The organism is Pedobacter lithocola (assembly GCF_042650845.1).
In the GTDB taxonomy this organism is placed as follows: Bacteria; Bacteroidota; Bacteroidia; order Sphingobacteriales; family Sphingobacteriaceae; genus Pedobacter; species Pedobacter lithocola.
In genome coordinates, this window is the sequence record NZ_JBHSBW010000007.1 from 407000 (window position 1) to 428391 (window position 21392).

At 34.3% G+C, this 21392-nt stretch carries 20 protein-coding genes; 13 read left to right on the top strand and 7 right to left on the bottom strand.

Going from position 1 to position 21392, the window contains the following annotated elements:
* Window positions 1-25 precede the first annotated feature (25 nt).
* Window positions 26-346, top strand: a complete 321-nt coding sequence (locus ACFOWA_RS04050; RefSeq protein ID WP_378982032.1) for a helix-turn-helix domain-containing protein — start codon at window positions 26-28, stop codon at window positions 344-346.
* 133 nt (window positions 347-479) lie between these two features.
* On the opposite strand, the gene ACFOWA_RS04055 is transcribed toward ACFOWA_RS04050, so the two are convergent.
* The 5 genes from ACFOWA_RS04055 to ACFOWA_RS04075 form a co-directional block, all read right to left on the bottom strand.
* Window positions 480-1598: a GNAT family N-acetyltransferase gene (locus ACFOWA_RS04055; protein WP_378982034.1), complete on the bottom strand. Its 1119-nt coding sequence runs from the start codon at window positions 1596-1598 to the stop codon at window positions 480-482.
* A 71-nt stretch (window positions 1599-1669) separates the two neighbouring features.
* Window positions 1670-1858 (bottom strand): hypothetical protein, encoded by a 189-nt coding sequence (locus tag ACFOWA_RS04060; protein WP_378982036.1) that lies wholly within the window; start codon window positions 1856-1858, stop codon window positions 1670-1672.
* An 89-nt stretch (window positions 1859-1947) separates the two neighbouring features.
* Window positions 1948-2514: an SMC-Scp complex subunit ScpB gene (gene scpB, locus ACFOWA_RS04065; protein ID WP_378982038.1), complete on the bottom strand. Its 567-nt coding sequence runs from the start codon at window positions 2512-2514 to the stop codon at window positions 1948-1950.
* A gap of 248 nt (window positions 2515-2762) precedes the next feature.
* Entirely contained in the window at window positions 2763-5765 is a 3003-nt protein-coding gene (locus ACFOWA_RS04070) for a ligand-binding sensor domain-containing protein (protein ID WP_378982040.1), read from the bottom strand.
* Complete coding sequence (locus tag ACFOWA_RS04075) at window positions 5743-6537, bottom strand: LytR/AlgR family response regulator transcription factor (RefSeq protein ID WP_378982042.1); 795 nt, start codon at window positions 6535-6537, stop codon at window positions 5743-5745. The genes ACFOWA_RS04070 and ACFOWA_RS04075 overlap by 23 nt, the downstream gene beginning before the upstream one ends.
* A 128-nt stretch (window positions 6538-6665) precedes the next feature.
* Between ACFOWA_RS04075 and ACFOWA_RS04080 the strand changes: the two genes are divergently transcribed.
* The 4 genes from ACFOWA_RS04080 (at window position 6666) to ACFOWA_RS04095 (ending at window position 10220) form a co-directional block, all read left to right on the top strand.
* Window positions 6666-7388, top strand: a complete 723-nt coding sequence (locus ACFOWA_RS04080; protein WP_378982044.1) for a ferritin-like domain-containing protein — start codon at window positions 6666-6668, stop codon at window positions 7386-7388.
* Between the two features lie 18 nt (window positions 7389-7406).
* On the top strand, window positions 7407-8258 hold the full coding sequence (locus tag ACFOWA_RS04085) for a ferritin-like domain-containing protein (RefSeq protein WP_378982046.1): 852 nt from the start codon (window positions 7407-7409) through the stop codon (window positions 8256-8258).
* 309 nt (window positions 8259-8567) lie between these two features.
* Entirely contained in the window at window positions 8568-8759 is a 192-nt protein-coding gene (locus tag ACFOWA_RS04090) for a hypothetical protein (protein ID WP_378982048.1), read from the top strand.
* 39 nt (window positions 8760-8798) lie between these two features.
* Complete coding sequence (locus ACFOWA_RS04095; RefSeq protein WP_378982050.1) at window positions 8799-10220, top strand: M57 family metalloprotease; 1422 nt, start codon at window positions 8799-8801, stop codon at window positions 10218-10220.
* Between the two features lie 54 nt (window positions 10221-10274).
* Here ACFOWA_RS04095 and mqnC read toward each other — a convergent pair whose 3' ends face one another.
* Window positions 10275-11399 carry a cyclic dehypoxanthinyl futalosine synthase gene (gene mqnC / locus ACFOWA_RS04100; protein WP_378982052.1) on the bottom strand — a complete coding sequence of 375 codons (1125 nt, stop codon included), beginning with the start codon at window positions 11397-11399 and terminating at the stop codon, window positions 10275-10277.
* 356 nt (window positions 11400-11755) lie between these two features.
* Here mqnC and ACFOWA_RS04105 point away from each other — a divergent pair, with 356 nt between their 5' ends.
* The 8 genes from ACFOWA_RS04105 to ACFOWA_RS04140 all read left to right on the top strand — a co-directional run bounded on the left by ACFOWA_RS04105 (window position 11756) and on the right by ACFOWA_RS04140 (window position 20718).
* Complete coding sequence (locus tag ACFOWA_RS04105; protein WP_378982054.1) at window positions 11756-13000, top strand: M16 family metallopeptidase; 1245 nt, start codon at window positions 11756-11758, stop codon at window positions 12998-13000.
* The gene (locus ACFOWA_RS04110) at window positions 12993-14264 is read left to right on the top strand and encodes a M16 family metallopeptidase (protein WP_378982056.1); all 1272 of its coding nucleotides are present in this window, start codon (window positions 12993-12995) and stop codon (window positions 14262-14264) included. The genes ACFOWA_RS04105 and ACFOWA_RS04110 overlap by 8 nt, the downstream gene beginning before the upstream one ends.
* A gap of 97 nt (window positions 14265-14361) precedes the next feature.
* On the top strand, window positions 14362-14604 hold the full coding sequence (locus tag ACFOWA_RS04115; RefSeq protein ID WP_378982058.1) for a hypothetical protein: 243 nt from the start codon (window positions 14362-14364) through the stop codon (window positions 14602-14604).
* A complete protein-coding gene (locus ACFOWA_RS04120) occupies window positions 14594-14926 on the top strand; it encodes a type II toxin-antitoxin system RelE/ParE family toxin (protein ID WP_378982060.1) in 333 nt (110 codons plus the stop codon). Before ACFOWA_RS04115 ends, ACFOWA_RS04120 begins: the two co-directional genes overlap by 11 nt.
* A 125-nt stretch (window positions 14927-15051) precedes the next feature.
* Window positions 15052-16521, top strand: coding sequence for an IMP dehydrogenase (gene guaB / locus ACFOWA_RS04125; protein ID WP_378982062.1), 1470 nt, complete (start codon window positions 15052-15054; stop codon window positions 16519-16521).
* Window positions 16522-16768: 247 nt separating this feature from the next.
* On the top strand, window positions 16769-19348 hold the full coding sequence (locus tag ACFOWA_RS04130; RefSeq protein WP_378982064.1) for a TonB-dependent receptor: 2580 nt from the start codon (window positions 16769-16771) through the stop codon (window positions 19346-19348).
* Between the two features lie 247 nt (window positions 19349-19595).
* The gene (locus tag ACFOWA_RS04135; protein ID WP_378982066.1) at window positions 19596-20189 is read left to right on the top strand and encodes an LOG family protein; all 594 of its coding nucleotides are present in this window, start codon (window positions 19596-19598) and stop codon (window positions 20187-20189) included.
* 64 nt (window positions 20190-20253) lie between these two features.
* Window positions 20254-20718, top strand: a complete 465-nt coding sequence (locus ACFOWA_RS04140) for a MaoC family dehydratase (protein ID WP_378982068.1) — start codon at window positions 20254-20256, stop codon at window positions 20716-20718.
* 125 nt (window positions 20719-20843) lie between these two features.
* Here the strand turns inward: ACFOWA_RS04140 and ACFOWA_RS04145 are convergent, their stop codons facing one another.
* Entirely contained in the window at window positions 20844-21287 is a 444-nt protein-coding gene (locus ACFOWA_RS04145) for a DUF2721 domain-containing protein (protein ID WP_378982070.1), read from the bottom strand.
* Between the last annotated feature and the right edge of the window lie 105 nt (window positions 21288-21392).

Sequence of the window (21392 nt, forward strand, 5' to 3'; positions counted from 1 at the left end):
ATTTGCTTCACTTATTATAAAATAAATGAAAAGCATTGGAGAAAATATTAAGCGAAGTAGGGTAGTACTTGGTTTGAGTCAGGCTGAGGCAGCAAAAATGCTTAATATTTCTACACCTGCTTTTTGCAAAATAGAAACCGGACAAACCGATTTAAATATTTCTCGTTTGCTTCAAATTGCAAAAACATTTAAAGTTCCGGTTTATCAGCTTATTTCTGGAGATGCTGAATCTCAAAATTTTACCGATGAAATTTCTATATTGAAACAAGAAATACTTGATAAAGATGAAGAATTAACTAAGCTTCGTAAAAAAGTGATTGAGCTTTATGATAAATTGGGAATCTGAGTTGCATTGATTAAGAATAAGGAACAAAGAATAAAGATGAAGAGCAAAATGCTCTTTTACTTTTTTTATCCTTGCTCTTTGTTCCTTTCCCCTTGATCTTTGTTCCTTTATCTTTGCTCCTTTGTCCTTGCTCCTAAAAAACCTTTCTCATTGTTAAATGCTTTTTACCAAATGTTGCTCCCGTTGCTTTATGGATTGCTATCATTTGTTCGTTAAAATCGCCAACCCAGCTTAATTCCAACTCTTTATATTGATTTTTTGGCAACACATATTCGCCGAGGCTAATAAATAGTACAGATTCTAAACCATGTTTTTGAAATTTTGGTTTGGTACCCATAACTATCGCTCTCATTCGTGTAACACCCACCCAGCGGCGATAAGCAAATTTTAACTTTTCTATTAAACCAAGTTTTCCGTTAAATCCTTTAATCATTTGGTTGGCATCAGGAATAAGTACAACAAATGATGCTGGCTCACCGTTAAAATAAGCAAATTGAATCAAATGCTCATCCATTATAGGTTCCATACTTTTAAAACTCTCTTCTAAAGTTTCTTTCTTAATCGGTACGAAATTTTCAAAATCTTGCCAGCCGTCATTGTAAATTTCCATCAAATCAGCTATGTATTTTTCCGAATTTGCTTTGCTGAAATATTCAAAAGTATAGCCAGGCTTGTTTCTAACCCAATTGGCAATTTTTGTAAAACGCTCGGGGAAAGGAATGGTTAAATTTATATGGTTTGTTAGTTGTTCGTATTCTGTTGCAAAACCGTAAGCATCAAAAAGTTTTTTATAATAGGGGAAGTTGTAGTTCATGCCAAATGAAGGTGGCGTAAAACCTTCAACCAATAAACCCCAGAAACTGTCATTTTCTCCGAAATTAATCGGTCCGTCCATGGCTTTCATACCATTTTCTGTTAGCCAGATTTTTGCCGTATCAAACAATAAAAATGCAGCTTTCTCATCATCGATACATTCGAAAAAACCCATACCACCGGTCGGCTGCTCGTAGTTAAAGGCTTTTTTATCGTTTATAAAAGCAGCAACACGTCCGATTAATTTTCCAGAATCATCTTTTAAAACCCAGCGTGTACATTTACCATGATTAAAGAAATTGTTTTTCTGTGGGTCGAAAACTTTCTCTACTTCTTCATCTAAAGGACAAATAAAATTTTTATCTGTTTTGTAGAGAATTTTTGGTACCTCTAAGAAATCGTTTTTTAGTGATGTATTGTTAACTTGTATAATTTGCATGGCAGTTTTTAAAATAAAAAGCATCCTACCAAATGGTGCGGATGCTTTTCAAATATATGTATTTTTAAAAATTAATAATCTTCGTCATCATCGTCAAAAGTGTCGAAATTCTCCAAATCATCTAGTGGAATGTCAAAATCTTCATCAACATCTTGAGGTTTTTTAGCAGGTATTAAGTCTGCATCATCTTCAAAATCATCATTATCTTCTACTTCTTTTTTTGTAGTCGGCTTGGTCGGGGATTTCTTTGGAGTTTTCATACAACAAAAATAAATATTGCTTTTACAGTTTAAAAATACGAAAAAACTTTTTTTAATAACGACCTGCCTGTAAACAAATTAAAATTTATTTATTCTGCAGTTTCGCCGATGGTATTCTCTTCCTTCGCAATATCTTTCAGTTGTGGTAACTGTGAAAGATTGTTTAGACCAAAATAATCCATAAATAATCCGCTTGTGGTATATAAAATAGGTCTTCCTGGTGCTTCTGATTTTCCTTCGATGCTAATTAATTCTTTTTCCAAAAGTCTTTGCACCGAATAATCTGAATTTACGCCTCTAATTTGTTCGATTTCTAATTTTGTAATGGGTTGACGATAAGCAATAATAGCTAAGGTTTCCATCGCTGCTTGACTTAATTTCTTTTTAGAACGGTGTAACTGTAATTGATTTACCGTTTCGTGGTATTCTTTTTTAGTTAAAAATTGATAGCCATTATTCAGACTTACCAATTCTATAGCACAATTGCTATCAATATATTTCTGTTTAATTGCCGCTAAACTTTCAAAAATTTGAGTTTCGCTAAATTCTTGCTCTAATACTGCATTTAATGCTAAAACAATTTCTTGTACACTAATGCTTTGTACAGATGAGAATATTAAAGCTTCAATGTGTTTGGTTAAGTTAATTGGCGGCATAAACAAAAGTATAATTTTTGAGCAAAAAAAAACGGTCTCGTTTTTAAAAAACAAGACCGCTTTTAACACACAAATGAAACCTGAATTAAGATATAGTTTTAGGTTAGGTTATTAATATCTATATCAATTCTATAAGAACGTTTTGATAAACACTATCGTTTATTTCTAGTACAAGTTTAAGGCTAAACACGATGTGTCGTTGATTCTATTTAGTGTGTGGTATTAATAATTGAGTAAACGGTATAATTTTATTTTAATGGCGCAGAAATAGAAACTGTTGTGCCGTTTTCGGCGTTTTGATGTACGGTTAGATGTATAGGTTTTGCTTCAATTTGTCCTAAAAGGATTAATCTTTCGCGTGTAAGTTGCATTCCTTTACTTATGTGATTATCTTTTTTGCCTTTTAAAGAATTCTCGATTCCTACACCATCATCAATTATATCAATGTTAAGATAGTCATTATCGCTCAAATTAATATTTATCTGAATTTCACCCCCCGTTTCCTTTGGCATTATACCATGCCAAATTGCGTTTTCTACGTAAGGTTGTAGCAACATTGATGGTATTAATGTATCGTCTTTATCAATCTCCTCATCCACCGTTATACTATATTGAAGTTTATTACCAAAGCGGTTTTTTTCTAATTTAAGATAAAGATTTAAGTACTCTAATTCTTCTTCTAAAGTGATGTAACTCTTGGTACAAATCTCCAGATTTTTTCTAATTAGCCTCGCAAAACCAGTTAAAACCTTATTTGCCGATGCTGTATTTTGAGTATTTATGTAATGCTGAATCGAATTCATTACGTTGAAAACAAAATGTGGATTCATCATCGCTTGCAAAGCCTGCTGCTCTAGCATTAAAATTTTATTTTTTAAAAGTAACTGTTGCTGCTCTTTATCTTTTTGCCGGCGTGTAATGTAAACCGCTAGCCTGTAGAAAGCATAGCCTACTAAAACAATTAAGATAGAAAGAAACCAAAAGGTTTGCCAAAAATGTTTTTTTATGGTGAATGAAATCTTTGCAGATGGACCCCAATCATTGTTTTGGCTTTTTGCGCTAACCTCGAATAGATAATCACCAGGTTGTAGTGCAGAGAAATCTAAGCGCCTTGTTTTGGTTTCTACCCAAGTTGCATTTTCATTTAAACGATAACGAAAAGTAATGTCGCTTGTGGTAAAATCTACCGCTCCGAAAGTAAAAAGTATTGTGTTATTTCCGCTTTCAAAAACGAAATTATCTTTATTAATCGGTAAACGTTCTTTGTCTTTTATAATAGAGGTGATGTAAACTTTTGGCTGAGCTTTAGTAGCGTTTTGGTTATTGTATTTGAAAAGAATAAGCCCTCTGTTGGTAGCGAAATACGCAGTACTATCATCAATATAAAGGTTGTTTATATCTTCAGTTAATAAATCTTTACCATAATCGAAATTGGTTACGTCTGCTTTATTTGCATAGTCAGAAATCTTATTTACACCTTTGTTGGTAATTACCCAAATCTCATTGTTTTTAATAAATAGCTTTGTGCAAATATCATTTGTAAGACCCTGTTGCTGGGTAATTTGCTTTGTAATTTTGCCGTTTTTATAGAATAATAAACCATAGCCATCCGTAGCCAGAATTAAAGTTCCATCTGGCAATTGCTGTATGTCATTTATTCTTTTTGTAAGCAATTGATTTCGCTTAAAGTGTTGAACGAGTTTTCCGTTAAGAAGCTCTGATAAACCATCAACATTAGAAAACCACAATGCACCGTTCTTATCATAAAAAACGTGGTAAGCCCGATTTTTAAAAAAGTCTTCTTTTTCGCGGTATTTTGAAGCATTAAATTCTAGATTATCAATCCGGTTTGGCAAGAATACCACACCTGATGAAAGCGCTAAAGCCAGTTGATTATTATTTTCGCCGACACTAAAATGCTTAATAACAAACATAGAGTTGTGTGCTTCTTTTAAGTATTTTACGTCATCTTTAGTTTTATAAATATTATTAAAAACGCCTAAACCATAGTCAGAAGTAAAATAGATGGATTTATTTTTTGCATCGTAGGTGATTTGCTTAATTGTTTTATACTTTTTGTAATCATCTAAACCAACTTCATCAATTTCGAAATTCTTTATATTTAAAATGTCTATAACGGCATCGTCTGTTCCCAGCCAAAGTCGGTTTTGAGCATCTTTAGTTATACTTTTTATAACGTTGCTGCTTAAGCCAGATTCTGCATCGATAATCGATAACCTTGAGTTGATATTTGGCAGCATGTAAATGCCCTGATTGGTAGCAAACCACATGTTACTGCTATTATCTTTAACCGATTGATTTACCGAAATGCCCTGAAGATACATCACTGTTTTACCACTTTGGTTCATCACCAAAGCACCATTATTGCTGGCCAGCCATACTTCTTTATCTTTATCATCATAATAAAAATAACCAGCCATATTTTTAAGCAAATTATCAGGAATGGTAATTAAGTTTTTTATTGAGCCATTTTGATATTGCTTTAAACCTTCATCATCTAAATAATACAAAGAACGATTGATGGTATTGAAAGCCGTCATGTACGATAACGGATTTACCATATTATCTGCTTTAACAAAATTCTGACCGTTAAATTTTTGAGTGCTTATATCGCTGTAGGCATAAATATTTCCAAGCTCATCTTCGTGTAAGAAAGCATTTGTAAACTGATTGTTAATCTTAGATGCAATAAACTTTTTAACTGATTTTTTATCCCACTGGATGATAAGATTAGCATTTGTACCCAACCAAATTCTGCCTTTACTGTCTTCTAAAAATGAAACAATAATGGTATTAGAGTTTAGTTCCTTTAGAAGCCGGCTATTATTTCGATTGTAAAACTTACCGTCTTGTAAATAACTTAACTGACCATTTAATGCTAAAAACCAAAGTCTTCCTTCTTTATCTTCTTTAATTTGTAGGATTTGGGTATCGGGCAAACCATCCTCAATAGTAAAGTTTTGAAAATTTGTTCCATCAAACCTACTCAAGCCAGCATCGGTAGCGATCCAAATGAAACCTTTTTTATCTTGTAAAATATAAAAACAGTTATTACTTGGTAAACCATTTTTAGAAGTGTAGTGCGGTAAATACGTGCTTTGAGCTAGGCCTTGAGATGTATTACATAAGAATATAACCAATAAAACTACGCATCCAAACATAGTTTTTAAGCTAAAGTAATTCCTTAAAGCAGTTAGAAATTCTGAATTAGCTTTGCTTATGCTCCCCATTGGATTTTGTAAAATGTTTTATTTTTTCGAAAAAATCGCTTGCTCTTCTTCTTGATACATTAATGCTTTCGCCATTTTTAAGTAAAGCTTGTAAGCCGTTTTTAGAGTTATACTCTTTTAAATGGTTTAAATTTATGATGCTCGATTTATGTATTCTTACAAATTGCTCTGATGGTAAAAGTTCTTCAAACTCTCTTAACACTTTCGAAACCGTTATTTTATCGTGGTTGCTTAAATGAAAAACAGAGTAATTGCTATCAGCTTCAATATAAATAATGTCATCAACATCAATCATTTTAAATCCCTGGCCATAAGGAAGCGTTAACTTTCTAATCTCTGTTCTATTATTTAAGCTCGAAGCCAGATTGGTAATGCGTTCATCTTTTTTATCAAGGGTTTGATGCAATCTGGTATATTCCAAAACTTTATCAACCGCAATTTTTAATTCATCAATATCAATAGGTTTCAAAAGATAATCCAGCGCATTGGCTTTTATTGCTTTTAAAGCATACTGGTCAAACGCGGTGGTAAATATAACAGCAGCATTGTGTTGTTGGGCATCGGGTATTAGTTCAAAACCATTACCACCGGGCATCGCAATATCTAAAAAAATTAAATTTATAGTATGATGAGCTAAAATATCTTTCGCTTCGGCCACAGAACGGGCTATACCTGTAATTTCTATTGACGGGCAATTTTGTTGCAACAGAAAAAAAAGAGATGACCGGGCAAACTCTTCATCATCAACAATAATAGCTTTTAATATACTCATAGCAATAGGTTTGTGAATGTATTAAAAACAGCTTATAAAAAAAAATCGAAAATCAAAAAACCGCGTTTAGAATTGTCACGTATATATCAGCAAAACAGGAATAAAAACCCCTAAACATAAAAAGAATTATGAAAAACACTGAACTAAAAGTAAAAGATGAACTTCAGGAAGAAAGTTTGTTTAATGGTAGTTTAGGCCGCAGGTCTTTTCTACAGTTTGCCGGTGCAAGTGCTGCCGGATTAGCATTAGTTGCCGCAGGTTGTAAAAAAGATCGTGGTTATACTGATACTACCATGGGCGCAACTTTAGATTTTAAAGATGATTTTGGTGTATTGAATTACGCTTATGCTTTAGAGCAATTAGAGGCTGCTTTTTATATTAAAGTTGCTTCAGCACCTCCAGCAAGTTTCTCAGCAGCAGAAAAAGCATATTTCCAAGACATTCAGTTCCACGAAATTGCACACAGAGAGTTCTTTAAAAATGCATTAAGTACTGCAGCAATTGGTAGCTTAGAAGTAGATTTTTCAAGTATTAATTTTACAGACCGTACAAGTGTGTTAGGCGCTGCAAAAGCTTTTGAAGATTTAGGCGTTGCTGCTTATAATGGCGCAGGTATACGAATTAAAACTGATGCTTACTTAGTTCTAGCTGGTAAAATTGTATCTGTAGAGGCTCGTCATGCCGCTTACATTCGTGAGTTAATATCCGTAGGTTCTTTTTCTGACTTAAATGATTTAACAGGACTTGGGGCAAACGTTGCTGGTGGTTTAGACGCGTCTTTAACACCTGATAAAGTTTTAGCTGCTGCAGGTAAATTTATCAAAACAAAAATTAATGTAATTAATCTATAATCTTAATCTCCTGAAATCATGAATATCGTAAATATATTAGAAGAAATTGAAAAAGTTGACGGCGAAATCTATGAAAGATTAAGTCCGAGAAGATCAGCAATGAAAGATTTTTACTCAATGGGTAAAAAAATTGCTTTCGCTGCAGCACCACTAGCATTGGGTTCAATGTTTACAAAAGCGTATGGGCAAACCCTACCAACGGCTGTTGTAAATACATTAAACTTTGCTTTATCATTAGAATATTTAGAGTATCACTTATATAATCACGCCTTGGTTGCTGCTCCAGGTTTGATTCCCGCTGGTGCCTCTCTTTCTGCAATCACCACAATACGTGACCATGAATTAGCTCACGTAAATTTACTTAAAGGTGCATTAGGAACTTCTGCAAGAACTGAAATTACTTATGCAATGACAGATTTTACAGCAGGTGGTACGTTCGCTGATGTTTATACTAATTATTCAACATTTTTAAAAGTAGCTTTAGGCTTTGAAGATACTGGCGTTAGAGCATACAAAGGGCAGGCGACTGTACTTAAGGGACTAACTGTTTTAACTACAGCTTTGCAAATCCATTCTTTAGAAGCTCGTCATGCATCAAAAATCCGTCAAATATTAGCTGGTTTAGGTGTGGGAATTAAACCTTGGATTACAGGTTCTGCAACTGTTTCTAACGATACTGGTGTACCTCAAGTTGATGCAGTTTATGCTGGTGAAAACTTAGATGTACAAGCAGGTATTACTATTACCGGAATTAATGGTAATTCTGGTGTTACAAGAGCCGCTGCGGTAGAGTGTTTCGATGAGCCTTTAGATGGCGCAAGTGTAGCAACTATAGCAAACTTATTTATCAGAACAGGCTTTAAGCTTTAATTTTAAAACATTCACATTATTGATTAGGTAATGTTTAGTTTAAGGTAGGGAGGTAGAACTTAGGTTTTACTTCCCTTTATTTTTTAGCCAGGATTTTAATAGCGCTATAATTAAAGTACTATTTTAAAACTTACAGTTGTGATTTTTTTAAATTTGTAATTCAGCTGTTTAAAATATAATTAATAATTTAGTTACTATGATTCGTGTAATTATCTTGGAGTTATTTTTGTATTTATATTTTTCAGATCTTCACAAGATAATTAATACCGTATCTAAATCATATCATTTTAAACCTATAAAACATCTATTATGAATAGAAAAATCTTTTTAACGCTGTTAATTATCACTACTGTATTTATGTATTCTTGTAAAAAACAAAATTTAAACGAAAATATTTATAAAAATGATTTAATGAATACCTCAAAAATACCTGATAGTTTGCAATATTTAGTAAATTATCTTGTTTCAAGAGGCGAGAAGGCCTCAAATATCGGATTTTAAAGTTTAGATAGTGCTTTAATAATAGATAAAGATCTTTTTATGTTTAAAGATGATATCAAGCTTGCTATGGCAATAGAATTAGGTAGAAATAATCTAAATCAGAAGAACTTGACTGTTGAGCAATTAATATCCTTAAGAAAAAAGGCTGTAATACCAGATGTAATCGGACAGCGTCAATTGTTAAATGGAAGCGGTGGAAATCCATGGTTTGTAAATGACCAGTTCATCACAAATATAGAGGTCAAAATTAATGCAACAACACCCTCTTGGAGAAGTGCAGCTCAATTGGCTATATCTAATTTCAATATCAGTAGTTTGAAAAGTATAACTAAAATACAAATAAGAGAGGTTTCGGAGGGACAGAATGTAACTATTACCGAAACTGGTACCACCAATTCAAATCCTGAGGTAATAGCTGATGCACAAGCACCTCGCTATACTTTAATGCCCCCAGGACAATATTTAGTAGCTCCTGGTTCATTAGTTAGAATTTATAATAACCATGATTATTATACATTGGAAGGTAAAACTTTAGCAATCACGCACGAGTTAGGACATATTATTGGACTTGCTCATACTAATGGTTTTGATTCAGATGAAATACAAATTGCAGGAACAGCTATATCAGATTCCTTCTCATATATGAATAGCTCAATAAGTTTTAATTCTTCTTTTGAGGGTTTTACAAATAATGACCTTATTGCACTCAGAACAATGTATCCAAAGACAGTTGGTAATTGGGAGCGATTAACCGGCATAATTAATAATTTAGTAATATCAAGTGATAATGTCATTTACTCAACAAGCTTAGTAAATAGTAGTTTAGATAAGGATATTCAATATTGGAATGGCGGGGGATGGGATATCGTTGGTAATTCATACCCAAACTTGGCTACCAAAATAGCTCTTCTTAATGGATTTACTGCACCGTATTATATTAACAGTTTAAAAGAAGTTTACGGACCGTTCCAATATAATTATGCTTCTACAAAGAAACTTGGTATAGAAGCTGTAGATATCGCTGTTAGTGGTAGTAGTGATGTATATATTGTTTCTGAATCCGGAAATGGTAATATTATCTTACAATATAACGGATCAAATTGGGGACAAATTTATACTGCTAGTAATCCTATAAAGATTAGTGCTGGTGTGAATGGTGGCTTAGCTTATATTGATGTTAATGGTTATTTTCATATAAGAAAGGAGCAATATTCATCCTTTTTTTCATCTCAATCAATGGTAATGAAAGAAATTGCTATGAATGGTAGTGCAGGTGTTAATGGACATATATTTGCATTAGGAGGTAATGAAAATGCAAGTGGTGACTATCAATTGTTCCGTTGGACTGGTTATGATTGGTATGATATTGGTACTACCGGATATAATGTTGCTGTGGATAATCAAGGTCATCCATGGATTGCTAAGAAAAATGGTGAATTGTATAGAAATCAATCACTATAATCGCAACATACAATAACAAATCTGCGAGTTCAAATAACTTTCAGATTTGTTATCTCAATAAGTAATTACCTGCTCTTCCAAATGTTCTGGCAAATCTCTGTAGTTATATTTTTGTCCACGCAGTTGCGGTTCAAAACCTGCAGCTTTTATAGATTGCTGTATGCCGGCAGCTGTAAATCTATGTGGTGCACCAGCTGCCGAAACTACATTTTCTTCAATCATAATCGAACCAAAATCGTTAGCGCCAGCATGTAAGCACAATTGCGCAGTTGCTTTCCCAACAGTTAACCAACTTGCTTGTATATTTTTGATGTTTGGTAACATTATTCTGCTTAATGCTATCATACGGATATATTCATCAGCGGTAACATCGTTTGTTATGCCTCTTAAACGTTTCAATAAAGTTCCATCATCTTGAAAAGGCCATGGAATGAATGCCAAGAAACCGTTTGCGTCATCTGGCTTTTCGCTTTGTACTTGTCTAATCCAAACTAAATGTTCAAAACGTTCTTCAATGGTTTCAACATGTCCAAACATCATCGTTGCAGATGTAGTAATATCCAACTGGTGGCAAGCCCTCATTACATCCAACCATTCTTGTCCGCCGCATTTACCTTTTGATATTAAACGCCTAACCCGGTCGTTCAAAATTTCAGCTCCTGCACCAGGTAAGGAATCTAGACCTGCTTCTTTCAATGCTTTTAAAACTTCAGTGTGGCTTATGCCTTCTAATTTTGCAACGTGTGCAATTTCCGGCGGACCTAAAGCATGTAGCTTTAAATCAGGATATAACTCTTTTAATTTTCTAAATAAATCAGCGTAAAAACTCAAACCCAAATCTGGATGATGGCCACCTTGTAAAAGCAATTGGTCGCCACCTAAACGGAAAGTTTCCTCAATTTTAACTTTGTAAGTTTCAATATCGGTAATATAACTTTCGTCGTGACCAGGCCTCCGGAAAAAATTACAGAATTTACAGTTGGCGATACAAACATTTGTTGTATTTACATTTCTATCAATTTGCCAGGTTACCTTACCGCTCGGAACCTGAATTTTTCTCAATTCATTAGCTACAAACATTAACGATGCAGTATCTGCATTATGATATAAATAAACACCTTCTTCTTGTGTTAAAAATTCGAAATGTAATGCCCTTTTTAGTAAATCGGCTGTATTCATATGTACAAAGATAAGAATTGGTTAATTAGTTGAATGGTTTTTTGGTTTGTTAGATGTCAAATCTGCTTGGTTTATTTTTGTGGTTTTTGTGGTTAGTTGGTTTTTTGGTTAGTTAGTTGGTTTGTTAGTAGGTTAATTATTTTCTGGTAAGATAATTTCCTATCTAATTGATTAATTGTATCGAAAATCCTACTATATCGATCTCTAACCAACCACCTAAAAAACTAATCCTCTAAACACCCAATCAACTAACAACTAAACACCCAATCACCAAAAAACGAACCAACTAAACACCCAATCAACTAACCCCCCAAACAACTAAAAAAATTCTATCTTTACGCTCCTAAAATTTGATAATGGTAGATTTTAATCGCTTTACACTAGCCAATGGTTTAAAGGTTTTGGTGCATGAAGATGCTACAACGCAAATGGCAGTTTTAAATATTTTATATGATGTGGGTGCTCGCGATGAGGACCCTGAAAAAACAGGTTTTGCGCACTTATTTGAGCATTTGATGTTCGGTGGTTCGGTTAATATACCAAACTACGATGAACCTTTGCAACGTGTGGGAGGTGAAAACAATGCCTTTACCAGTAACGACATTACCAATTATTACATCACCTTACCAGCAGAAAACATAGAAACTGCGTTTTGGTTAGAAAGTGATAGAATGCTTAACCTAGCTTTTTCTGAAAAAAGTTTAGAAACACAAATCAACGTAGTTAGTGAAGAATTTAAGCAACGATATCTAAATCAGCCTTATGGTGATATTTGGTTAAAATTACGTCCACTGGCTTATAAAAAGCATGCATATCGCTGGGCAACCATTGGTAAGGAACTTTCGCATATTGAAAATGCAACAATGAGCGATGTTAAAGCTTTCTTTAATAAACACTACAATCCTCAAAATGCGATTTTAGTTGTTGGTGGAAATGTAAAAACTGAAGATGTTAAAAAGCTTGCCGAAAAATGGTTTGAACCAATTCCTTCAGGAGATAAATACAATAGAAATTTACCCCAGGAAGATAAGCAAAACGAAGCACGATTTGAAACGGTTAAAGCAAATGTGCCGTTAAATGCTATTTATGTTGCATTTAAAACTCCTGGCAGATTAAGCAATGATTATTACGCTTACGATTTACTTTCAGATATACTTTCCGGTGGAAAATCATCACGTTTGCATAACAGTTTACTTAAAGAGCAACAATTGTTTAGCGACATCAACGCATACATATCAAGCAGTTTAGATCCCGGTTTATTTATTGTTGAAGGAAAGCTTGTTGAAGGTGTGTCGATAGAAAGGGCAGAAGCAGCAATTTGGGAAGAACTCGAAAAAATAAAAACCGAATTGGTGGATGCTAATGAATTAACGAAGGTAAAAAATAAGGTTGAGTCTGTTTTAGTATTTTCTGAAATGAGTTTGTTAGATAAAGCCATGAATCTGGCTTATTACGAGCTTTTAGGAAACGCGGATATTTTAAATAACGAAGCAAGTCAGTATTTAAAGGTAGAGGCAGAGGATATCAAAAGAATATCGAACCAAACCTTCGATAAAAATTCATCATCAACATTGTATTATTTAACCGAAGAAAATGCTTAATCGTACGCAAGCACCTGATTTTAAACAGGTTTCAAACATAAAATTTATTCATCCCGAGAAAAGCATTTTAGATAATGGAGTGCCAGTTTTTACCGTATATTCTGGCGAACAGGATTTAGTAAGAATTGAATTTCTTTTCGATAATGTAAATTGGAATGCCGAGAAACCTTTGCAGGCAATAGCGGTTAACGCAATGCTTAATAATGGAACAACTAAACTTTCATCGAAAGAAATAGCTGCGCAAATTGATTTTTACGGCGCATTTTTTCAAACAGAATATGGTCAGGATCATTCGACGGTTACTCTTTACACTTTGAATAAACACCTTGCATCGGTTTTACCAATTGTAAAAGATGTACTTTCAGATAGTCAATTTCCACAAAAGGAGTTGGATATTTACATTCAAAACCAAAAGCAAAAACTACAGGTCAATCTTCAAAAAAACGATATACTTTCTCGTAAAGAGTTTTCTCATGCTCTTTTTGGTAATACGGTTTATGGTGTCGATATTCAATTAAAACATTACGATGCTGTAAAAAGAGATGATTTATTAGCTTATTTTAGTGCTGCCTATACTCCAAATAATTGTACAATTGTTGTTGCCGGAAAGTTTAGCGAGCAGAGCTTCTCATTATTAAACGAGCATTTTGGAAACAATTGGAAGCCTAGCAATTCAATTAAAAATGAATTTAACTTTGACTTATCTCAGAAGAATGAAGTGTATAAGGAAAAGACAGAATCATTGCAATCTGCCATCCGTATTGGTCGTTTAGCAATTAATCGTAAGCATTCTGATTTCGCTGGTTTACAGATTTTAAATTGTGTTTTAGGTGGTTATTTTGGCTCTCGATTGATGAATAACATTCGTGAAGATAAAGGATATACCTATGGAATTGGCTCAGGCATTGTATCGATGAAAAATGCTGGTTATTTCTTCATCGCTACGGAAGTTGGTGCTGATGTTTGTTCAGCTGCATTGACGGAGATTTACAAGGAGATTGAATTGTTAAAAAGCGAATTAGTAGAGGAAGAAGAGTTGGACTTAGTAAGAAATTATATGCTGGGCTCTATGCTTGGTAGTTTAGAAAACGTATTTTCTCACGCAGATAAATTCAAAAATATTTACTTTTCAGGATTGGATTACAGTTACTATGAAAACTACATTAATAAAGTCAAAACCATCACCACTGTTGAAATAAAAGACTTAGCGAATAAGTATTTAACAACTGAAACCTTTACCGAGGTTGTAGTAGGCAAGAAGTAAGGGGTGTGAGTGTTGATGTAAATAATTTTCTCTGATACCGAATTATATATTTGTATTAGTAAATTTGTATATTAAGACCAGAGAGAAATTAAAGTTTATGCAAACAGAAAGTATTTTTATAGCACACCCTACAACTATAGAGCAAATAAATGCTTTAAAGGCTGTAGTAAAGGCTTTCAATGTAAAATTTGAAATTAAAAAGGATTTTAATAAAAAGATAGCAAAATCTAATGATAGCAAGGTTTATGTAGATCTTAAGCAAGGGTTTAAAGAGGTAGCATTTATCCAAGAAGGAAGGATGAAAGGTACTTCTTTAGAAGATTTTTTGAATGAATTATAACATCATTCTTACTGATACCTTTAAAAAGGAAGCGAAAAAGTTGCTTAAGAAATACCCCTCATTATCCAAAGAGCTAAGCAATTTGGGGAAAGAACTTCAAGAAAATCCTACAAAAGGCGTTTCTTTAGGTAATGATGTATATAAAATTCGAATTGCCATTTCATCGAAAAATAAAGGCAAAAGCGGTGGTGCTAGAATAATCTCCTTTGTAAAGGTTGTTGAAAAGAATGTTTTTTTAGTTAATATATATAGTAAAGGTGTAAGAGATTCTATTTCTAGTAAAGAAATTGCAGAAATTCTCAAGCTAGAAAACATTATTTGAATTTTATAAAAGTTTACTGCTTTGTCAACAAACCTTAATATTTCTCTATATTAAAATTTAAGCTTTTATTTACAGCTTATTTCCTTATCTTTGCCTGGCAAATAATAAATCGTAATTTATTTGCTATGCAACTCGACTCCACAAAATTTATTGCTACAGGTTTAACTTATGACGACGTACTTTTAGTACCCGCATATTCTGAAATTCTGCCTCGCGATGTAAATACAGCCACTTTCTTAACAAAAAAAATTAAGCTCAACGTTCCATTAATTTCTGCAGCTATGGATACCGTAACGGAAGCTGAACTTGCTATTGCCATTGCACAAAATGGCGGTATTGGTATGTTGCATAAAAACATGACTATCGAAAGACAAGCAGAAGAAGTTCGTAAAGTTAAACGCTCTGAAAGTGGTATGATTCAGGATCCGGTTACTTTATTGGAAACTGCAGTTGTAGCTGATGCTTTTAAAATTATGAAAGAGCATAAAATTGGTGGTATTCCGGTTGTAAGCAGCGACAATAAATTGGTGGGCATCATTACTAATCGAGATTTACGTTTCCAGAAGGATATGAAAAGACCGATTGTTGAAGTAATGACTAAAGATAATTTAATCATTGCACCAGAAGGTACCACACTCGTTCAGGCAGAGGAAATTCTCCAAAATTATAAAATAGAAAAATTACCGGTTGTTAGTAAAGATTGCTATTTAAGTGGTTTAATCACTTTCAAAGATATTTCAAAAGTTAAAGATTATCCAGCAGCTTGTAAAGATGAACGTGGTCGTTTACGTGTTGGTGCTGCGGTTGGTGTAACAGCAGATACGCTTCAACGTGTTGATGCTTTGGTACATGCAGGGGTTGATGTAATTACAATCGATACTGCTCACGGCCATTCGAAAGGTGTTGTAGATAAACTTAAAGAAGTTAAGGCGAAATATCCTGATTTACAGGTTATTGTAGGTAATATCGCAACTGGTGCTGCAGCAAAATTTTTGGCTGATGCAGGTGCAGATGCTGTTAAAGTAGGTATTGGTCCGGGTTCGATTTGTACCACTAGAATAATCGCTGGTGTTGGGGTTCCTCAATTGTATGCGGTTTACGAATGCGCAAAAGCATTGAAAGGCACTGGTGTTCCGGTTATTGCAGATGGAGGCATTAAACACACAGGTGATATCGCTAAAGCACTTGCTTCTGGTGCTAGTACGGTGATGGCTGGTTCATTGTTTGCCGGAGTGGAAGAATCACCAGGTGAAACCATTATTTACGAAGGTCGTAAGTTTAAATCGTATCGCGGAATGGGTTCAATCGAAGCAATGGAACAAGGTTCAAAAGACCGTTATTTCCAGGATGTTGAAGATGATATCAAAAAACTAGTTCCTGAAGGAATCGTTGGTCGTGTTCCATTTAAAGGTACTTTGGCAGAAGTGATGTATCAATACATTGGTGGTTTAAGAGCCAGTATGGGTTATTGCGGTGCTGCCAACATCGAAGCTTTGCAAGGAGCTCAATTTGTTCAGATTACAGCAGCGGGTATGCGTGAAAGCCACCCACACGATATCACAATAACGAAAGAAGCTCCAAATTATACGAGATAATAAAAATTCTAAAATCAAGCAGTTTAAAAGCGGAGGACTATTACAGTCTCCGCTTTTTTTTATGAAAAATATTAGCTGAATAAAATTTAAATACATATCCGCAAAATAAAATTTGGCAAACAATTTTTTTTAATATATTTGCCTACTAAATCTATAGATTTTATATAATATTTAAAATTTAATATTCTTAACCCTTTTTAAAACTTCGTTGCACACACAATTTTTTACCCTACCCATTAAAATAATTATGAAAAAAAGCTTACTTATCATCTTTTCAATATTACTATCTACCGGAATTCTTTATGCTCAAACATCAATAAAAGGTGTAGTAAAAGGAGCAAATAATGCTATTGTACCTGGTGCTACAGTTACCGTAAGAGGAACCAATATTAGTGTTGTTGCCGATGCAGAAGGCGTTTTTAACATTGATGCAAAACAACAACCTCCATTTTATATTCGTATAAGTTCAGTTGGCTATAAACCTCAGGATTTCCAAATTTTAAAGTTTCAGGATACACCGCTGGAATTGGTTTTGGTTGAAGATACACAACTCGATGAAATTGTGGTTACTTCCAGAAGGCGTTCTGAAGTTTTGCAAGACGTACCTATTCCAATTACTGTAATTGGCGGACAAGCTGCAGAAAATGCTGGTGCCTTTAATGTTAACCGACTGAAAGAATTGGTTCCTTCTGTACAACTTTACGCATCCAATGCAAGAAATACTACACTCAATATCAGAGGTTTAGGTTCTACATTCGGTTTAACAAATGATGGTATAGACCCTGGTGTAGGTTTTTATGTAGATGGTGTTTATCATGCTCGTCCGGCAGCAACATCCACAGATTTTTTAGATATTGAAAGGATAGAGGTTATTCGTGGTCCGCAGGGTACTTTGTTTGGAAAAAATACTACCGCTGGTGCATTCAACATTACAACTACAAAGCCTACTCAAACACCTTCGGCGAAGGTAGAAATGAGTGTTGGTAATTATAATTTTCTACAGGCAAAAGCATCCGTTTCGGGTGGTTTAGCAAAAAACCTCGCCGCCAAAATTTCCTTATCAGGTACACAAAGAGATGGAACAATTTGGAATACAAGGGAGGAACGCAAATATAGTGGGCAAAATAATCTAGGATTTAAAGGTCAGCTTTATTACACACCCTCGGATAGATTACAAATTTTGTTAAGTGGTGATGTTAGCGTTCAACATCCGGCAGGTTATCCGCTGGTTATTGCCGGCGTTACTGCTACAGAACGCAGTGCTTACCGTCAATATGCTAGAATTATTTCCGATTTGGGCTATCAGCAACCTAAAATCGATCCGTTTTCAAGAGAGATAAATACAAATACTCCATGGCGTCATAACCAATCAATAGGTGGTATATCTTTAAATGTAGATTACAAAATCGGCAACGGAACCTTAACTTCAACAACAGCATGGCGGTTCTGGAACTGGGACCCGACCAACGATCGAGACTTTTCTGAATTGGCTGCACTCACTAAATCACAAGGTAATTCTCGTCACGATCAATATTCGCAAGAGATTAGATATGCAGGTAACATAACCGAAAAAATGAGTGGCGTTATTGGTTTATTTGCATTAAGTCAGGATTTGCAAGGTTTAGGCCAAACAGAAGAAGTTGGGAAAGACCAATGGAGATTTGTGCAAACCTCAAACACAGGTAGCCAGGCACTATATTCTACACCTGGTTTATTGGATGGTTTTGGTATTAAAACAAACTCAACCATAAAATCATTAAGCGCAGCAGTATTTGGACAAATAGATTGGGAAGTTTTAAAAAATTTACATGTTCTACCTGGTTTAAGATTTACTTATGATAAAAAGGATGTTAATTATGATAGAGCCACTTATGGTGGTTTGCAAACAACAGATGCAACTTTGTTAGGATTGAAAGCAGCAGTGTACAGCAACCAACAATTTAACACCAGCATAGAAAACAATAACTTATCTGGAAACATTACGGTTTCTTATCGTCCAAGCGCTAAACTAAATGCTTATGGAACTTTCTCTACCGCTTACAAACCTGTTGGTGTAAATGTAGGTGGCTTGCCTACAACTTCAACTGGGCAGGCTGATTTATCAGTAGCTGTTGTTAAGCCAGAATATGTTGAGCATTACGAGCTTGGAGTAAAAACAAGGCCATTCAAGGGTGCAATTTTAAATGTATCTGCTTTTAATACTGATATAAGAGATTACCAAACCAATGTACAATCGCCACAATTGGGCGTAAACAGAGGTTATTTAGCAAATGCTGAAAAGGTAAATGTAAAAGGCTTAGAAGTTGATGGAACATATCAATTAGAAAGATTTTTATCATTAAACGCAGCCTTGGCTTATCTTGATGGTAAATACGTGTCTTTCACAAATGCTCCTTTGCCTTTAGAAGAAACCGGAAAAACACAATTAATAAATGGAGTTGCAACTCAAGTTGCTTTTAAAGATGCATCTGGTGGTAGGTTACCGGGAATTTCTAAATGGAACATTTCTGGTGGTGCTGAGTTTAGTACTCCAGGGAATTTAGCTACAAAACCCGGGCGATATTTTATTGCAGGTGATGCAAGTTACCGTTCCGAATATTCTTCGAACGCAACACCAAGTACAGTATTGAATGTTAAGGGCTATTCATTATTTAATGCAAGATTAGGATTTAGATCAGATAAATTCTCGGCTTTTGTTTGGAGTAGAAATATTGGTAACAAAAATTATTATGAACAATTACAAGCAGCTGCAGGTAATTCAGGTTTGTACGCTGGCGTATTAGGCGACCCAAGAACATTCGGTGCTACGTTAAGATTTTCTTTTTAATACTTTCTCTTTTTATATTTGGTTAAAGAGCGTCGATTTATTCGGCGCTTTTTTATGTACCGGATGGTATGCAATGCTACTCCGCAATAATATTTCTACAAATATTAATTTAAACGAGCATGGTGATTTCCAAAATTAACTGCCGCTACAAGGTTTAAAACTATAAAATAAATAAGTTTAACAGGTTTGTGCAGAATAAAATTTACAAAAAGCCGATAAAGTATTAACTTCGCTAAATTTTATCAAAATGAATAAGCTTAAATCTGTTTGCGTGTATTGTGGCTCAAATTTTAATGGCGATATACAGTTGCGAACTGCAATAAAAAAACTTGCAGAAACGCTTGTTAAGCAGGAAATTAGGTTGGTTTATGGTGGTGGTAGTGTTGGTGTGATGGGAGTTTTAGCCAATGATGTTTTAGAGCTTGGTGGCTTGGTTACAGGAGTAGTTCCTCAATTTTTGATGGATAAAGAGGTTGGTCATAAAGCGCTTACCGAAATGCTTATTACAGAAAATATGCATCAGCGCAAGCAAAAAATGGCAGATTTAAGTGATGGCTTCGTTATTTTACCTGGTGGTTTTGGTACGCTTGAAGAATTTTTTGAAGTGCTTACCTGGTTGCAATTGGGTTTGCATAACAAACCCATTGGCGTTTTAAATGTTGGCGGCTTTTACGATCCATTATTTGCTCAAATGGAAATGATGGTGCAAAGTAAATTTCTTAAACCTGCAAACCGCGATTTAGTATTTAACGAAGCTGATGCAGAAACATTAATAAATAAAATGGATAATTTCTCTGCAATACCCGATGAGGTTTGGTTTAAAGAAAGAAATTTGATTTAGATTACTTAACAACGATAACCAATTATAAACCGCCATACTCAAGGCGATAAAAAAATACATTTCAATGCAAATTATTTCATCCCACGCAGAATTTGAACAATACCTTGGCAAGGAATTAGGCGTATCTTCATGGCACACAATAACTCAAGAACAAATTAATAAATTTGCTGACGCAACTTTAGATCATCAATGGATTCATACAGATGAGGAGATGGCCAAAAATGAAGGCCCGTTTGGAGCAACCATTGCACATGGCTATTTAACGTTATCCTTAATACCATTTTTGTGGAAACAAATTGTTGATATCCAAAACCTCAAAATGGAAATCAATTATGGTATAGAAAGCTTAAAGTTTGCTCAACCCGTAATCGTTAACAGCAATATCAGATTAAAAGCTAAACTTGCATCCATAGTAAATTTACGTGGCGTAACCAAAGTTCACATGGGTATAGAAATGGAAATTGAAGGGCAAAAGAAACCAGCTTTTACTGGCGAAGTTGTTTTCTTATATCACTTTATATTGGCATAAATTATTAAGATTTAGCTTTTAAATAGATTTAAGCTCGAATAACATCTTTACGCTAAGTCTGAGCTTATAGAAGACATAAAAATAAATCTCCTGTAAGTTGATGTAAAAAATCGTAGATAAATTGTTTAATCTTTCTTGAATTGTTTCTTTATAAATCCACTTATCGATTCATCTTCCAAGTCTTCTAAAGTACTTAATTCTAACTCTAATGCTTTGGTGCTAAGTTGAATTTCTATTAAAGAAATGATTAGGGATATTGTGAAAAAGATTAAGCTTGTTGCGAATAATACTTCGGCAATGATATTCCACTTCAGATAAATAAAAAACATACAGAAAAGGCAGGTACAAAAGCTTAGTACTCCAAAGGCCTGCATGTTTTTGACTAAACGTAGTCGGTAACGTAAATTTTTTATTTGATTTTGCAAGCCAATATTTTTCTCACCCTCTTCATATTTGGCTTTTAAACTTCGTACCAAAGCTGCTAAGGCAAGGAAGCGGTTGGTATAAGCCAACATTATCAAACTAATGGCAGGAAATAATAATGCTGGTATGTTTACTGTCAATTCCATTTAGTGGGGTTTGCTCAAAAATATTGTTTTATATTGATATCTGTTCATTTAACCGCAAAGGGCGCTAAGTTTTCGCAAAGAACGCAATGTTGGGTGATTAGCTTT

Bases quoted from the DNA above. Each gene is read 5' to 3' on its own strand.
- ACFOWA_RS04095 (WP_378982050.1), top strand. From the start codon at position 8,799: ATGTTTAAAGATGATATCAAGCTTGCTATGGCAATAGAATTAGGTAGA.
- ACFOWA_RS04080 (WP_378982044.1), top strand. From the start codon at position 6,666: ATGAAAAACACTGAACTAAAAGTAAAAGATGAACTTCAGGAAGAAAGT.
- ACFOWA_RS04115 (WP_378982058.1), top strand. From the start codon at position 14,362: ATGCAAACAGAAAGTATTTTTATAGCACACCCTACAACTATAGAGCAA.
- scpB (WP_378982038.1), bottom strand. From the start codon at position 2,514: ATGCCGCCAATTAACTTAACCAAACACATTGAAGCTTTAATATTCTCA.
- guaB (WP_378982062.1), top strand. From the start codon at position 15,052: ATGCAACTCGACTCCACAAAATTTATTGCTACAGGTTTAACTTATGAC.
- ACFOWA_RS04075 (WP_378982042.1), bottom strand. From the start codon at position 6,537: ATGAGTATATTAAAAGCTATTATTGTTGATGATGAAGAGTTTGCCCGG.
- ACFOWA_RS04070 (WP_378982040.1), bottom strand. From the start codon at position 5,765: ATGGGGAGCATAAGCAAAGCTAATTCAGAATTTCTAACTGCTTTAAGG.
- ACFOWA_RS04105 (WP_378982054.1), top strand. From the start codon at position 11,756: ATGGTAGATTTTAATCGCTTTACACTAGCCAATGGTTTAAAGGTTTTG.
- ACFOWA_RS04145 (WP_378982070.1), bottom strand. From the start codon at position 21,287: ATGGAATTGACAGTAAACATACCAGCATTATTATTTCCTGCCATTAGT.
- ACFOWA_RS04090 (WP_378982048.1), top strand. From the start codon at position 8,568: ATGAATAGAAAAATCTTTTTAACGCTGTTAATTATCACTACTGTATTT.
- ACFOWA_RS04055 (WP_378982034.1), bottom strand. From the start codon at position 1,598: ATGCAAATTATACAAGTTAACAATACATCACTAAAAAACGATTTCTTA.
- ACFOWA_RS04060 (WP_378982036.1), bottom strand. From the start codon at position 1,858: ATGAAAACTCCAAAGAAATCCCCGACCAAGCCGACTACAAAAAAAGAA.
- ACFOWA_RS04085 (WP_378982046.1), top strand. From the start codon at position 7,407: ATGAATATCGTAAATATATTAGAAGAAATTGAAAAAGTTGACGGCGAA.
- ACFOWA_RS04110 (WP_378982056.1), top strand. From the start codon at position 12,993: ATGCTTAATCGTACGCAAGCACCTGATTTTAAACAGGTTTCAAACATA.
- mqnC (WP_378982052.1), bottom strand. From the start codon at position 11,399: ATGAATACAGCCGATTTACTAAAAAGGGCATTACATTTCGAATTTTTA.
- ACFOWA_RS04120 (WP_378982060.1), top strand. From the start codon at position 14,594: ATGAATTATAACATCATTCTTACTGATACCTTTAAAAAGGAAGCGAAA.
- ACFOWA_RS04130 (WP_378982064.1), top strand. From the start codon at position 16,769: ATGAAAAAAAGCTTACTTATCATCTTTTCAATATTACTATCTACCGGA.
- ACFOWA_RS04135 (WP_378982066.1), top strand. From the start codon at position 19,596: ATGAATAAGCTTAAATCTGTTTGCGTGTATTGTGGCTCAAATTTTAAT.
- ACFOWA_RS04050 (WP_378982032.1), top strand. From the start codon at position 26: ATGAAAAGCATTGGAGAAAATATTAAGCGAAGTAGGGTAGTACTTGGT.
- ACFOWA_RS04140 (WP_378982068.1), top strand. From the start codon at position 20,254: ATGCAAATTATTTCATCCCACGCAGAATTTGAACAATACCTTGGCAAG.